The 13,486-nt window shown below is 68.8% G+C and carries 14 protein-coding genes; 3 read left to right on the forward strand and 11 right to left on the reverse strand.

The annotated features are described in order from the left end of the window. Positions 1-203 precede the first annotated feature (203 nt). The 3 genes from QZH52_RS26020 to QZH52_RS26030 all read left to right on the forward strand — a co-directional run bounded on the left by QZH52_RS26020 (position 204) and on the right by QZH52_RS26030 (position 1,991). Positions 204-485: a type II toxin-antitoxin system prevent-host-death family antitoxin gene (locus tag QZH52_RS26020; RefSeq protein WP_301813563.1), complete on the forward strand. Its 282-nt coding sequence runs from the start codon at positions 204-206 to the stop codon at positions 483-485. Next, on the forward strand, positions 485-901 hold the full coding sequence (locus QZH52_RS26025; RefSeq protein WP_366919324.1) for a type II toxin-antitoxin system VapC family toxin: 417 nt from the start codon (positions 485-487) through the stop codon (positions 899-901). Before QZH52_RS26020 ends, QZH52_RS26025 begins: the two co-directional genes overlap by 1 nt. A 322-nt stretch (positions 902-1,223) precedes the next feature. Next, complete coding sequence (locus QZH52_RS26030; protein WP_301813565.1) at positions 1,224-1,991, forward strand: SDR family NAD(P)-dependent oxidoreductase; 768 nt, start codon at positions 1,224-1,226, stop codon at positions 1,989-1,991. A gap of 27 nt (positions 1,992-2,018) precedes the next feature. Here the strand turns inward: QZH52_RS26030 and QZH52_RS26035 are convergent, their stop codons facing one another. The 11 genes from QZH52_RS26035 to QZH52_RS26085 all read right to left on the reverse strand — a co-directional run bounded on the left by QZH52_RS26035 (position 2,019) and on the right by QZH52_RS26085 (position 13,486). Beyond that, positions 2,019-2,492, reverse strand: coding sequence for an RES family NAD+ phosphorylase (locus tag QZH52_RS26035; RefSeq protein WP_301813566.1), 474 nt, complete (start codon positions 2,490-2,492; stop codon positions 2,019-2,021). Further along, positions 2,489-2,968, reverse strand: coding sequence for an MbcA/ParS/Xre antitoxin family protein (locus tag QZH52_RS26040; RefSeq protein ID WP_301813568.1), 480 nt, complete (start codon positions 2,966-2,968; stop codon positions 2,489-2,491). The genes QZH52_RS26035 and QZH52_RS26040 overlap by 4 nt, the downstream gene beginning before the upstream one ends. Before the next feature lie 62 nt (positions 2,969-3,030). Then, positions 3,031-4,032 (reverse strand): NADPH:quinone oxidoreductase family protein, encoded by a 1,002-nt coding sequence (locus QZH52_RS26045; RefSeq protein WP_301813569.1) that lies wholly within the window; start codon positions 4,030-4,032, stop codon positions 3,031-3,033. 26 nt (positions 4,033-4,058) lie between these two features. Beyond that, positions 4,059-4,829 carry a glucose 1-dehydrogenase gene (locus QZH52_RS26050; RefSeq protein WP_301813570.1) on the reverse strand — a complete coding sequence of 257 codons (771 nt, stop codon included), beginning with the start codon at positions 4,827-4,829 and terminating at the stop codon, positions 4,059-4,061. Positions 4,830-4,844: 15 nt separating this feature from the next. Further along, complete coding sequence (locus QZH52_RS26055; RefSeq protein WP_301813572.1) at positions 4,845-5,903, reverse strand: phosphotransferase family protein; 1,059 nt, start codon at positions 5,901-5,903, stop codon at positions 4,845-4,847. After that, positions 5,900-7,114 (reverse strand): acyl-CoA dehydrogenase family protein, encoded by a 1,215-nt coding sequence (locus QZH52_RS26060; RefSeq protein ID WP_301813574.1) that lies wholly within the window; start codon positions 7,112-7,114, stop codon positions 5,900-5,902. The genes QZH52_RS26055 and QZH52_RS26060 overlap by 4 nt, the downstream gene beginning before the upstream one ends. 13 nt (positions 7,115-7,127) lie before the next feature. Further along, positions 7,128-7,739: a methyltransferase domain-containing protein gene (locus QZH52_RS26065; protein WP_301813576.1), complete on the reverse strand. Its 612-nt coding sequence runs from the start codon at positions 7,737-7,739 to the stop codon at positions 7,128-7,130. A gap of 89 nt (positions 7,740-7,828) precedes the next feature. Beyond that, a complete protein-coding gene (locus tag QZH52_RS26070) occupies positions 7,829-9,394 on the reverse strand; it encodes an acyl-CoA synthetase (protein WP_301813577.1) in 1,566 nt (521 codons plus the stop codon). Next, positions 9,379-10,161 (reverse strand): enoyl-CoA hydratase/isomerase family protein, encoded by a 783-nt coding sequence (locus QZH52_RS26075; RefSeq protein WP_301813578.1) that lies wholly within the window; start codon positions 10,159-10,161, stop codon positions 9,379-9,381. The genes QZH52_RS26070 and QZH52_RS26075 overlap by 16 nt, the downstream gene beginning before the upstream one ends. A 138-nt stretch (positions 10,162-10,299) precedes the next feature. After that, positions 10,300-12,303 carry an acetyl/propionyl/methylcrotonyl-CoA carboxylase subunit alpha gene (locus QZH52_RS26080; protein WP_301813579.1) on the reverse strand — a complete coding sequence of 668 codons (2,004 nt, stop codon included), beginning with the start codon at positions 12,301-12,303 and terminating at the stop codon, positions 10,300-10,302. A gap of 28 nt (positions 12,304-12,331) precedes the next feature. Further along, positions 12,332-13,486 carry an acyl-CoA dehydrogenase family protein gene (locus QZH52_RS26085; RefSeq protein ID WP_301813580.1) on the reverse strand — a complete coding sequence of 385 codons (1,155 nt, stop codon included), beginning with the start codon at positions 13,484-13,486 and terminating at the stop codon, positions 12,332-12,334.

Consider the following 13,486-nt stretch of genomic DNA (forward strand, 5'->3'; position numbering starts at 1 on the left):
GGCGGGCGGGCATGGCCGCAGTCTGGTGGCGCAGGCCGCAAAGTTCTTGCGTCCAGCCGCTGACGTGCAGCCGCTGGGCGCAAGACGAGGCCACGCTGACCCGTCTAGGCTCGGCCGATGGAACTGAAGGGCCAAGTGTTGGTCGGAGTCGGTTGACGGTTGGCGGAAAATGTCATAACGTACAGACATCAAAATCCAAGCAAGTGCCCCGCCGCTTCAATATGACCTCTGTACACACGTTCTCGAGCCGCGACTTCACGCGCGATGTAGGCGCTGCCAAGCGAGCGGCGGCCGAGGGTCCTGTTTTCATCACCGATCGTGGTCGGCCCGCCTTCGCGCTGCTCAAGATCGAGGACTACTACCGCATCACGGGTGAGCCAGAAAAATCGCTGCTGGACCTGATGGACAGCTTGCCGAGTACCGAAGGCATCGATTTCGAGCCGTCGCGCGTCGACATCGAGTTCAAGCCGGCCGAGTTCGGCTGATGTACGTGCTCGACACCAACGTCTTGTCGGAGTTGCGGCCCGGCAAGGCCCAGCAGTCGCAGGAGGTTCGAGCCTGGGCTGCCGGGTTCCCGCACAGCCAATTCTTCGTTTCGGCCGTCACCATCCTCGAACAGGAAATGGGCATCCTGCAACTGGAGCGACGCACCCCGCCAGAGGGCAGCGCGCTGCGCGCCTGGTTCGAGGCCATGTGGAAGGCCTTCGATGGCAGGGTACTGCCATTCACAGGCGAGGTCGCCATGCGCTGCGCGGCGATGCATGTCCCCAACCGAAGGGCCTTCCGCGACTCGATGATCGCGGCCACGACGCTGGAACATGGATTCACGCTGGTCACGCGCAACGTGCGAGATTTCGAAGGGACCGGCATCAAGCTGGTGAACCCCTGGGAGCAGATGTAGGCACTCGGACGGGCCGCGCCGATCTGATTTTCTTGCTGCAACCTAAAAAGCCGGTTGTATTCGAAGGCTCGAATCACGCGGCAGGTGATCCGATGGCACTGCCGATGCGATGGGTTGACGAGCGCCGCCCGCTCCTCCGGCACCAGCACCGAAGGCACCAGCAGGATTGGCGAGCGCCGCGACGGGGCATCGCCGCAGTCTGGTGGCGCAGGCCGCAAAGTTCTTGCGTCCAGCCGCTGACGTGCAGCCGCTGGGCGCAAGACGCCGGCGCGCTGCGCGCCTAGCCTCAGGGCAAACCCTCTGGACGACGACGGAGCAACCCATGGAACTCAAGGACAAGGTGGTGGTGGTCACCGGTGGTGCCAGCGGCATCGGGGCCGCGATGGCGCGGCGCTTCGCCCGGGAGGGCGCACGCGCCGTCGTGGTGGCGGACCGCCACGCCGGCCAGGCCGCCGAACTGGCCGCCGCGATCGGCGCCGAGGCGGCCGGGGTCGATGTCACGGTCGAAGCCGAGCTGCTGCGCCTGATCGACGACACCGAGGCCCGCCACGGCGCCATCGACCTGTTCTGCTCCAACGCCGGCATCACGGCACGCGGCGGGCCCGAGCTGCCCGACTCCGACTGGCAGCGCGTGATGGCGGTCAACCTGATGGCCCATGTGCACGCCGCCCGCGCGCTGCTGCCGCGCATGCTGGCGCGCGGCGGCGGCTACCTGCTGCAGACCGCTTCGGCAGCCGGGTTGCTGTCGCAGTTCGATGCGCCTTATGCGGTCAGCAAGCACGCGGCGGTGGCCTTTGCCGAATGGCTGTCGATCAGCTACGGCGGGCGCGGCATCGGCGTCAGCTGCCTGTGCCCGGGCGGCGTCGACACGCCGCTGCTCGATGCCGAGACGCCGGAACGCCGCGCGCTGATGGCCGAAGGCATCGTGAGCGCGGACGCGGTCGCCCAGGCGGTGGTCGATGGCCTGCGCGAGGAGCGCTTCCTGATCCTGCCGCAGGACTTCATCCGCGAGCAGATGCAGCGCAAGGCGGCCGACCCCGAGCGCTGGCTGCGGGGGATGCGGCGCTGGCAGGGTGCGTTGGAGGGATAAGAACGCCGCTCGTGACGATCTCTTCGACTACGACCTGAAGAGCCGGTTGTATTCGAAGGCTCGAATCACGCGGCAGGTGATCCGATGGCACTGCGGATGCGAAGGGTTGACGAGCGCCGCGCGCTCCTCCGGCACCACCACCGAAGGCACCAGCAGGATCGGCGAGCGCAGCGACGCCAGCCAGGTCGAGCCCAGCTTCACGCTCGCGCGCCCTGCCGGGATGGCCGACCAGGTGGGCGGCAGCGTGGCGATGTCGATTTCTTCGCGGCGAGCCCAGACACCGCCCGGCACATCGAGCTCGAGAAGATATCTGTTCAACGGCAAGCCGCCGTCGTCGATGTGGGCAGCGGTTTCGAGCACGGCAAGGGAGATGGTGGGTGCCGTGTAGAGCACCGGCTCGCCAGCGTCGTTCCAGCGCCCGGGGTTCTTCGCGGCTCCGGCGCCGCTGAGATCATCTGCACGGTATTTGCGCGTGTCGGCCGCAATGCGCCACAGCTTCACTGGTAGGCGCCGCTCTCGATGGAACCCAACAGGCGAGCAACGACTTCCACGCCGGTGGGCGTGTCGATCAGGTCCGCGGGCTTGCGGCCTCCGAGGGCCGGCTGCGGCCGTTCGATCCATTGCCCCAGCCAGCGAGCGGCATCGAAGCCCTTGGCTTCCGGCGCCAAGCTGTTGTCTGCAATGGCTTGCGCGATGCCAAGCAGCCTGATCATGCCGACCGCCGCCTGGCCACCGCGTCCGGTCACACGTTCGCCGGCCGCGGCCTTCTTCTCGGCCGTGGCCTTGGGCACGCCCAGAATCGTGAAGAATCGCGAGGTCGCCACGTCCATGCGCTTGGACAGGTCCTTGATGAAGCTGCCCTGCACGCCCAGCCGCTCGATCTCGACGATTTCCATTGGCGTGGCACTGGAGACGGCGCGCACGTAAGCATCGACGCCATCGGCACTGCGGTAGACCAGAACACTGGGAGCGGACATGGCGGACCTCTTGTCTACAAAGAGACCAATTGTAGTCTCCATATAGACGGATTGCTCTTCCTTCAGGTTTTCGACAACCCCCGCCCCAGCGCCGTCGTCAGCATGATCTTCCCGGTCGCCCGCCGGTCCGCCACCAGCCGCAGCGCCTCGGCCGCGCGCTCAAGCGGATAGCGCCCGGTGATCACCGGACGGATGCGGCCTTCGGCCAGCCAGCCCAGCAGTTCCTGCATCAACTCGTCGTAGCGCTTCGGCTCGGCCTGAGCAAAACCGCCGTAGAACACGCCGACGATGGCGCAGCCCTTGAGCAGCGCCAGGTTGAGCGGCGGCCGCGGGATCTCGCCGGTGGTGAAGCCGATCACCAGGTAGCGGCCCTTCCAGGCCATGCTGCGCAGCGCCGGCTCGGTGTATTGGCCGCCCACGGGGTCGTAGACCACGTCGACGCCGCGTCCGCCCGTGATCGCCTTGAGCCGCTCGCGCAGGTCTTCGCTGGCGTAGTTGATGGTCTCGTCGGCGCCGGCCTGCCGGCACAGGGCGAGCTTCTCGTCGGAAGAGGCCGCCGCGATCACGCGCGCACCCATCAGCTTGCCCAGTTCGATCGCCGAGATGCCGGTGCCGCCGGCCGCGCCGAGCACCAGCAGCGTCTCGCCAGGCCGGATGTCGGCGCGCTCCTTGAGCGCATAGTGCGAGGTGCCGTAGGTGATGACCAGCGCCGCGGCCGCTTCCATCGCGATGCCGGCCGGCAGCCGCACCAGCTTGCGGGCGTCGGTCAGCACCTCCTCGGCGTAGCCGCCCCAGCCGCAGACGGCGATCACGCGGTCGCCCGGCGCGAAGCCCTCGACGCCCGGCCCCACCGCCTTGACCGTGCCCGCCACCTCGCCGCCTGGCGAGAAAGGCAGCGCCGGCTTGAACTGGTACTTGTTCTCGATGATCAGCGTGTCGGGGAAATTGACCGCGCTGGCATGCACCGACACCAGCACCTCGCCGGGGCCGGGCACCGGCGAGGCGACGTCTTCGAACACCAGCGATTCGGGCGGGCCGTGGCGCTTTGCGAGCACTGCTTTCATGGAGGGATTCCTTGGAGGAGGTGGGTTCAGATCATCGAGATCGACATGCCGCCGTCGACCGCCAGGCTGGCGCCGGTGACGAAGGCGCCGGCCGGCGAGCTCAGGTACAGCACGGCATAGCCGATCTCCTCGGGCAGGCCGAGCCGGTGCACCGGCGTCTTCTTCAGGATGCGCTCGCGAGCCTCGCCGTCGAAGGCCTGCGCCAGCCGGGTGTCGATGACGCCGGGCAGCACGGTGTTGGCGCGGATGCCGAATTCGCCGTATTCGAGCGCGAAGACCCGGCTCATGCCGAGCAGCGCGGTCTTGAGGGTGCCGTACAAGCCCAGCATCTTCTCCGGATGCCAGGCCGACAGCGAGGAGATGTTGACGATGCTGCCGCCGCCGCGCGGCTTCATGAGCCGGGTTGCTTCCACCGACAGGTACCAGTAGCCGCGCAGGTTGACTTCGACGGTCTTCATGAACAGCGCCGGGTCGGTGTCGTCGATGCTGCGCCACGGGCTCAGCACCGCGTTGTTGACCAAGATGTCGAGGCCTCCGTGGGACGCCAGCAAATGCGCCGACATCGCCGCGATATCCTCCATGCGGCCGATGTGGCAGGCCCGCGCCTCGGCACTCAGGCCCTCGTCGCGCAGGGCCTGGGCCACGCGTTCGCACTCGTCTGACTTGCGGCTGCTGACCAGCACGTGGGCGCCGGCCTGGGCCAGCACGCGGGCCGTGGCGGCGCCGATGCCGTGCGTGGAGCCGGTGACCAGCGCGACCTTGCCGTGCAGGTCGAAGGGGGTGGCGGGAGCGGGCATGTCTGTCCTTGGTGTTCAGTCGGATCGACCGGGGCGGTCGAGGATGTCGAGCCCGACGCGCGCAAACACCGCCATCGTGTTGCCGAAGTGCAGCGCACTCTCGGCCACCGCGGTGCCCAGGGCAGCGCGACGGCGCAGGCCGGCCGACATCGCGGCCTGGCGGAACATCGCGAAGGCCTTGAAGAAGCGCAGGTCGGCCACCGGGCTTTCGCCCATGGCGCGGAAGTAGCGCTCCCGCAGCTCGGCTTCGCTCGGCAGGCCCTGCGCCGCACGGTCAACGCCGGCCAGTCCGGGCAGCAGGTAGTCGGCCGGCAGTTCCTGCACCGCGAGGAACTGGCCCAGGTCCGCCAGCGAATGGCCCAGGGTCGACAGTTCCCAGTCGAGCACTGCGATCACGCGCGGCGCGGCCTCGACGTCGTCAGAGAACATCAGGTTGTCGAGCCGCGAGTCGCCATGCAGCAGCACCACCGGATGTTCGCCGTGCGGCATCGTGCGCTCGAGCGCGGCGATCAGCCGCTCCATCTCGGGGTCGCCTTCTGGCATCGCGGTGCGGTATTGCTGGCGCCAGCGGTGGAACTGGCGCTCGAAGTAGTTGCCGGGCCGGCCGAAGTCGGCCAGGCCGAGGGCATCAATATCGCTGCAGTGAATCGCAGCCAGCGCATCGATGGCCGCGCCATAGACCGCACGGCGACGCCCGATTGGCAGCTCGGGCAGTGCCACGTGCCGATGCACCACGCCCTCGATGAAATCCATCAGGTAGAACTGCACGCCGACCACCTCGAGGTCATTGCACAGCACATGGATCTTCGGCACCGGCAGCGCGCTGCCATGCAGCGCCGTCAGCAGCCGGAATTCACGGTCCAGCGCATGGGCCGACTTCAGCAACTCGCCGGCCGGCTGGGTGCGCAGGATGTAGCGGCCGCTGTCGGCGCGCAGCTGCCAGATCGGATTCGAGTTGCCGCCGACCAGGCGCTGCGCGTCCCGCAGGCCGTGGAAGGTGGGCACCTGGGTCTGCAGCCAGGCGCCCAGCCGATCCAGGTCCAGCGGCGGTGCGCTGACGACGGCGTGGGTCATCGCTGCGCGCCGTGCCGTTGCAGCATCTGCTTGCCCACCGCCGAAAGATGCACCTGGTCAGGCCCGTCGCCGATGCGGATGAAGCGCGCATAGACGTAGGCCCGCGGCAGGAAGGTATCTTGCGACACGCCGGCGCCGCCGAAGACCTGGATCGCGCGGTCGATCACGCGCGCCGCCATGCTCGGAACCACGATCTTGGCCGCGGCGATGAGGTCGCGCGCCGCCTTGTTGCCCTCGCGGTCCATCTTGTCGGCCGCCTTCAGCGTCAGCAGACGGGCCTGCTCGATCTCGCAGTAGGAATGCGCGATGTCCTCGCGCACCGAGCCCTGCTCGCCCAGGGTCCTGCCGAAGGCCACGCGCGTGCTGGCGCGCTGGCACATCAGCTCGAGCGCGCGCTGCGCGCAGCCGATCAGCCGCATGCAGTGGTGGATGCGCCCGGGCCCGAGCCGGCCCTGGGCGATCTCGAAGCCTCGGCCTTCGCCGAGCAGGATGTTCGAGGCCGGAACGCGGACGTTGTCGTAGACGATCTCGGGGTGGCCGACCGGCGCGTCGTCGTAGCCGAAGGCCGTGATGTCGCGCACGATGCGCACCCCCGGTGTGGCCTTGGGCACCAGGATCATCGACTGCTGCTTGTGCCGCTCGGGATGGTCGGGCGCGGACTTGCCCATCACGATCAGCAAGGTGCAGTCCTCGTTGAGCGCGCCCGAGGTGAACCACTTGCGGCCGTTGATGACGTAGTCGTCGCCGTCGCGCCGGATCTCGCACTGGATGTTGGTCGCGTCGCTCGACGCCACCGCCGGTTCGGTCATCGAGAAGGCCGAGCGGATCGTGCCGGCCATCAGCGGCGCCAGCCACTGCGCCTGCTGAACCTCGGTGCCGTAGTTGGCCAGCACCTCCATGTTGCCGGTGTCGGGCGCCGAGCAGTTGAAGATCTCGGGCGCCCACAGCACCCGGCCCATGATCTCCTTGACCGGCGCGTATTCGAGGTTGCTGAGGCCGCTGCCGTGCGCGCCCGAAAGGAACAGATTCCACAACCCGGCATCGCGCGCCCTGGCCTTCAACGCCTGCAGCACCTGCGGCGTGCGGTACGGGTGGCTGCTCTCACGCACCTCGTCGTAGTAGGCGTTCTCGACCGGGTAGACATGCTGCTGCATGAAGTCCTCGACGCGCCGCTGGAGCGCCAGCGAGCGCTCGGAATGGGTGAAGTCCATCGGGTGTCCTTGCTCAGAGGCGTGTCAGCGCCAGCGCGAGTTCGTGTGCGCCCAGCGGATGGTTGACGCGCGCGTAGGGCGGCTTGGGCCATGACCAGCGGGATGACGGAAACAGCGCCCGCATGGCGTGGATGTCGCAGTGGTACGGCGGCCCGGTCACGAAGCCGTCGGGCGCACCCGCCGCGGGGGCCTGCATGAAGAGCGCCAGCAGTCGGCCGCCGGGCTTCAGCCAGGCATGCAGCTGCGCCGCATAGGCGGTCCAGTGGTCGGGATGCAGCGCACACAGGCAGGTCTGCTCGTAGACCGCATCGACCGGCGCCGTCGGCGACCACTGCAGCACGTCGGCCTGCAGCACCTGGGCCTGCAGGCCGCGCTCGGCCAGATGCTGCTTGCTGCGATCGACCGCCGCCGCAGCGTAGTCCAGGCCGGTGACTTCGACACCGGCCGCCGCCAACTCGGCCACCTCCCAGCCGCTGCCGCAGCCAGGCACCAGCACGGTGCTGCCAGCCGTGAAGACGCCCTCGTCGCGCCAGCGCAGAAGTTGCGGGCTGGCGGCGCCGCGGTCCCACGGCGTGGTGCCGGTCTCGAAGCGGGCTTGCCAGAAGGCTGCGTCGGGGCCGGCCATGTCAGTGCCCGCCCGGCCGCCCGAAGGGCACTGAGCGCCCCCTCGGGGGGCAGCGATACACGAAGTGATGAGCGTGGGGGTGCTTCATGTCAGGTGCCCTCCTTGGGGACACGCAGCTTGGCCTTGAGCACCTTGCCGGTCGGATTGCGCGGCAGCGCATCCACGATCCTCAGTTCCCTCGGCAGCTTGTAGCGCGCGAGCCGGGTCTCAGCGAAGGCCTGCAAGGCTTCGAGCGTGATCGTCCTGCCCGGCTTGACCGCGACCACCGCCACCACGCGTTCGCCCCAGCGTTCGTCGGGCGCACCGACCACCGCCACCTCGGCGATGTCGGGGTGGTCGTAGAGCACGCTCTCGACCTCGGCCGGGTAGATGTTCTCGCCGCCGCTGATGACCATGTCCTTGAGCCGGTCGCAGATGTAGAGGAAGCCCTCGGCGTCGCGATAGCCCACATCGCCGCTGCGGAACCAGCCATCGCGCGTGAACACCGCGGCCGTGGCCTCGGGCTGCCTCCAGTAGCCCGCCATGACGTTGGCGCCGCGCACGCAGACCTCGCCGGCGACACCAGGCTCGGTGATCGCATCGCCCACTGCGTCGATCAGCCGGATCTCGGTCAAGAGGGGCGGCGTACCGCTGGAGCCGAGCTTGTCGGTCGCCCGGTCGGGACTCAGGAAGGTGATCATCGAGGCGGTCTCCGTCATGCCGTAGCCCTGGTGCACCGGAATGCCGCGGGCCGCATAGAGTCGCAGCAGCGGCTCGGGCATCGGCGCGCCGCCGACGGCGATCAACCGCAATGAACTCAGGTCGGCCTCGGCGAAGTCGGGGTGCTGGCTGATGAACAGCAGCATCGCAGGCACCGCGAAGCTGACGGTGATGCGGTGTTCGCGCACCGCCTGCAGCATCGCGGCGACGTCGAAGGCGCGCTGCAGCACCAGGTGGCCGCCCGCCAGCAGCGTCGAGAGGCTGCCGCACAGCAGGCCGCCGACATGGAACATCGGTGCGAAATTGAGCGTGACGTCGGTCGAGACCATGTCCCACAACAGCATCTCGTTGAGGTTGTTGGCCCAGAAGTTGCCGTGCGTGAGCATCGCGCCTTTCGGGTGGCCGGTGGTGCCCGAGGTGTACATGATGACGGCCAGCGCATCGGCGGTGGCCGGCACCGCCGCCGGCACCGCGCCGGGCTGGGCCATCAACGCATCGGCGGGCTCCCAGCCCGGCGCGCCGGCCGCCCGGTGGATGAACCGCTTGCAGGCCAGCGTGGCGCGCACGCCGTCGATCACCGGCACGTGCTCCTCGCCCGCGACCAGCGTGTGGATGCCGGCGTCGCCGATGATCCAGGCCAGTTCGGGGCCGCTCAGGCGAAAGTTGAGCGGCACGAAGACGCCGCCCAGCCGCGAGGTCGCGAACATCACGACCACGAACATCGGGTCGTTCAGGCCCAGGTAGCCCACCCGGTCGCCCGCCGCGACACCGCCGGCTGCCAGCACCGCCGACATGGCTTGGATGCGTCGTTGCAGTTCGCCGTAGCTCCAGCGCACCTCGCCGCAGCTGAGCGCCGGCCGACCAGGCACCCTCCCCGCGCGGCGGGAGAGCCATTCGTGCAGGCCGACCGCATGGGCGCTGCGGTCGGTGGGCGCGCCGGTCAGCGTCCCGTCCACGTCGGCCTCCGCTTTTCGTTGAAGGAGGCCAGGCCCTCCTTGGCGTCCTCGGTCATCGCGAGCAGTGCGATCTGGCTCTCGGTGTAGGCGATGCCTTCGTCGAAGGACATGGCTTCGAGGGCGCGCATCGCGTATTTGCCGCGGCGGATCGCGGTCGGGGACTTGTTGACGAGACGGTCGATCAGCCACTGGGTCTTGGCGTCGAGTTCGGCGGCCGGCACCACGTGGTTGAGCAGGCCGTTGGCCTGGGCTTCGGCCGCGTCGAAGGGTTCGCCCGACAGGCACCATTCGCGCACCGTGCGGCGCGGCGCGATGCGCTGCAGCAGGCTCAGCACCTGCATCGGGAACAGGCCGATCTTGACCTCGGGCAGGCCGAACTGCACATGATCGGCGGCGATCGCCATGTCGGTCATGCAGAGCAGGCCGAGTCCGCCGGCCATGCAGACGCCGTTGATCCGCGCGATGCTCGGCAAGGTCGAGTCCTGCGCCTCGCGCAGCATGTCGGCGTAGTCGATGTTGGGCCGCGACAGGTCGAAGGCGAAGCCCGCGCCGGGCTGCAGGTCGCCACCGGCGCAGAAGGCCTTGTCGCCGGTGGCCGTGAGCACGATCACGCGCACCTCGGGGTCGGCATGGGCACGGCGGTAGCCCTCGCGGATGCCTTCGATCACGTCCTTGTTGATCGCGTTGCGCTTGTCGGGACGGTTGATGGTGATCCAGAAGGCTCTGTCGCGCCTCTCGTGCAGGATGGACGGGTTGGGTTCGGTCATTGATGTCTCCTGGTCTTCTGTTGCGGTTGTGGGCGGCGATGGCAGGTGGTATGCCCTGGGCCGGCCGGCGCAGTGGGGTCGACTGGCCCGCACCGCTTGCCGGGCGCCTTTCCATGGGAGAACAGCATCACCATCGGATCACGCGGGCCCAGCCACGGCCACTTCGATCTCAGCCACCACGCGGCTGGCCGCCACCTGCTCCCCGTTCGACACATGCACCGCCGTCAACCGCCCGGCGACGGGCGCCGCATGCACGTGCTCCATCTTCATCGCCTCCAGGGTGACGATCGGCTGCCCCGCCTCCACCATGTCGCCGACCGCCGCGAGCACTGCGACGACGCGGCCGTTCATGGAGGCGCGCAGTTTTCCGTCGCCACCCGATTCGCCTTGCCTTGCCGAGGCGGCGCGGGTCTTGTCCTCGACGCGCAGCGCCAGGCCGCGGTACTGCAGCAGCAGGGTCGCACCGTCGCGGAACCAGGTCGCGTGCTCGTGCAGGCCATCGCAGACGAAGCGGACCGTGTCGGAGCCGAGTGCCACCACATCGATCGCGAAACTGCGCTCCCCGAGCGCGACCTCGAAGCGGTGCTGGCGCGGCAAGGTCACGCTCGCGTTCTGCGCCTTGCCGCCGATGTCGAAGCGCAGCGAGATCGGCAGGTTGTGCGACAGGCGCCGGCCCGCCGCGCGCTGCCGGCGCTCGCCCGTGGTTTCGTAGAGCAGCACGGCCGCCAGCGCCGCGGCACGCGCCTGCACGGCTTCATCGGGCGCCAGCAAGGCTTCCTGATGCTGGCCGATGAACGCGGTCGTGGCGGCGCCCGCGGCGAACACCGGATGCGCGAGGCAGCTGCGCAGGAAGGCCTGGTTGGTGGTCACGCCAAGCGCCACCGCGTCTTCCAGGCCGGCCGCCAGTTTGCGCCGCGCCTCGTCGCGGGTGCGGCCGTGGCTGATGATCTTGGCGATCATCGAGTCGTAGTACGGCGGGATCTCGGCGCCCGAACACAATGCGTCCTCGACCCGCAGCTGGGCCGGCATCTTCCACAGCGCCACCGTTCCGCTCTGCGGCATGAAGCCCTGGTCGGCATCTTCGGCGCACAACCGAACCTCGATCGCATGGCCCTCGAAACGCACCTGCGCCTGGGTCAGCGGCAGGGCCTCGCCGGCCGCCACGCGCAGCTGCAGTTCGACCAGGTCGAGGCCGGTCACGGCCTCGGTCACCGGGTGCTCGACCTGCAGGCGCGTGTTCATCTCCATGAAATAGAAATTGCCTTCGCGGTCGAGCAGGAATTCGAGCGTGCCCGCACCTTCGTAGCGGATCGCCTTCACGGCCGCCACCGCCGTCGCGCCCATGCGTTCGCGCAGGGCCGCATCGACGGCGGGCGACGGCGCTTCCTCGATCAGCTTCTGGTGCCGGCGCTGCACCGAACAGTCGCGCTCGCCGAGATGGATCGCGTTGCCATGGCGGTCGGCGAAGATCTGGATCTCGATGTGGCGCGGCTCGACGATGGCGCGCTCGAGGATCACCTCCGGGTCGCCGAAGGCACTCTGCGCCTCGGACCTCGCGCTGCGCAGCAGCTCGGGAAATTCCTTCGCCGAAGGCACCAGCCGCATGCCGCGGCCGCCGCCGCCGGCGGTGGCCTTGATCATCACGGGGAAGCCGATGCGGGCGGACTCCTCGGCCAGTCGGCTCTCGCTCTGGTCTTCGCCCTGGTAGCCCGGGATGCACGGCACGCCGGCCGCCTGCATCAGCGTCTTGGCGCCGGCCTTGTTGCCCATCGACACGATGGCTTCAGCCGAAGGGCCGATGAAGACCAGCCCCGCGTCCTTGCAAGCCTGCGCGAAGTCCTCGTTCTCGGCCAGGAAGCCGTAGCCCGGATGCACCGCGTCGGCGCCGCTGAGCTTCGCGGCTTCGACGATGGCCGGGATGCGCAGGTAGGACTGGGCCGGCAGCGGCTCCCCGATGCAGACCGCCTGGTCGGCCTCCTGCACATGGCGGGCGCCGGCATCGGCGGTGGAATACACGGCCACCGTGCGGTAGCCCATGGCGCGCGCGCTGCGGATCACGCGCAGCGCGATTTCGCCGCGGTTGGCGACCAGCACCTTGTGGAAAGGCGTGGCGGAAGGGGTAGAAACAGTCTTGGCAGTCATGAGAGTGGATCCGGATGAAGGCCTGTGGTCAGGCCGGCTGGGGAAAGATGCCCATGAACTTGCTGAGGATCTGCAGCATCACCTCGTCGGCGCCGCCGCCGATCGAGGTCAGGCGGCCGTCGCGGAAGATGCGCGAGATCGGGCTTTCGTCCATGAAGCCCATGCCGCCCCAGAACTGCAGGCAGCTGTCGGCCACTTCGCGGATCACCCGTCCGGCCTTGAGCTTGGCCATGGTGGCGGTGCGGGTCGCGTCCTGGCCGGCCGTGACCTCGGCCACGCCCTGCCAGCAGATCGCGCGCAAGCAGGCGACCTCGGTCTGCAGCTCGGCCAACCGGTAGTGCACCCACTGGTTGTCGAGCACCGAGCGGCCGAAGGCCTGGCGGTCGCGGGTATAGCCGATGGTGGTGTCGATCGCGCGCTGCGCCATGCCGGCGGTGTTGAGCGCGCCCCACAGCCGCTCGATCTGGAACTGCTCCATCTGGTAGATGAAGCCCATGCCCTCCTCGCCGATGCGGTGGCGCTGCGGCACGCGCACGTCGTCGAAGTGCAGCTGGGCGGTGTCCGACGCATGCATGCCCATCTTGCGCAGCTTGCGCGCCACCGTCACGCCCCTGGTCTTCATCGGCACGATGATCAGCGACTTGTTGCGGTGCGCCGCGCCGTCGGAGGTGTTGGCGAGCACGCAGCAGAAGTCGGCCTGGGTGCCGTTGGTGGTCCACATCTTGCCGCCGTTGATGACGTAGTCGCCGCCGTCCTTGCGCGCCGTGGTTTTGATCGAGGCCACGTCGGAGCCGCTGCCGACTTCCGAGACGCCGAGGCAGGCCACGTACTCGCCGGTGATCGCCGGCGCCAGGAATTCTTCGCGCTGTTCCTTGCTGCCGCGGTGCGCGAGCGCCGGGGTCGCCATGTCGGTCTGCACGCCGATGGCCATCGGGATGCCGCCGCAGTTCATGCGCGCCAGGCCCTCGGCCAGAACCGCGCCGTAGGAATGGTCGAGGCCCGAGCCACCGTTCTCGACCGGCTTGGTCAGGCCCAGCAGGCCGAGCGCGCCGAGCTGCCGGAAGACCTGGTGGGCCGGGAAGATCTCCTCGCGCTCCCATTCGTCGACATGGGGATTGATCTCCTTGTCGATGAAGCGGTTCAGCGTGTCGCGCAGGGCCTCGTGTTCGGGGGTGAGTTGCAT

It is taken from the genome of Variovorax ginsengisoli (genome assembly GCF_030486595.1).
GTDB classification, from domain to species: domain Bacteria; phylum Pseudomonadota; class Gammaproteobacteria; order Burkholderiales; family Burkholderiaceae_C; genus Variovorax; species Variovorax ginsengisoli_B.